The organism is Psychromonas sp. Urea-02u-13, from assembly GCF_002835995.1.
Lineage (GTDB): Bacteria > Pseudomonadota > Gammaproteobacteria > Enterobacterales > Psychromonadaceae > Psychromonas.
The window spans coordinates 1-641 of record NZ_PJBZ01000236.1 but is presented as its reverse complement, the minus strand read 5'-3'; the positions used below and the strand labels follow the sequence as shown (position 1 = coordinate 641).

General features: G+C 38.2%; 1 protein-coding gene. It reads left to right on the top strand.

The genetic code is table 11. The features are described from left to right. On the top strand, positions 1–616 hold a 616-nt coding region (locus CXF74_RS21585; RefSeq protein ID WP_232772622.1), incomplete at its 5' end, for an IS66 family transposase. Positions 617–641 lie beyond the last annotated feature (25 nt).

Sequence of the window (641 nt, the reverse complement as noted above, 5' to 3'; positions counted from 1 at the left end):
TATATTGCCAGATTATCAAGGTTACGCTATGCACGATCATTGGGTAAGTTATTACACCTATTTTAAGTGTATTCATCTTTTATGTAATGCCCACCATTTAAGAGAGCTCATTTATGCAGCCGAGCAATATGGACAAATATGGCCAACTCAGTTAATTCAATGCCTATTGGATATAAAAAAGGCAGTAGAAGAGGCACTAAATGAAGACTTATCAAGCCTCCCAGAGGAACAACTAAAGCAGTTCAATCAACAATATGATGAAATATTAACTCTCGGTAAGGCTGAAATCCCCATATTAGTTAAAGAGAAGAAAAAAGGAAGAGCGAAACGGCATAAAAGCCACAACCTCCATGCAAGGTTGGAGGAGCATAAAGACGAAGTACTCGGGTTTATGAACAACTTGTTTTTACCCTTTGACAATAATTTAGCCGAACGAGATGTTCGAATGGCAAAATTGAAGCAGAAAATATCAGGCTGTTTTAGAACAGAGAATGGAGGTGAAACGTTTAGTCGACTTCGAAGTTATATATCAACCGTTAGAAAGCAAGGGGTCAATCAATTCGATGCATTGATCGACCTTTTCAACAACGATCCTTTCATACCCTCAGTAAATTGATCGTAGTTACCGGCTGAGTAGTAAC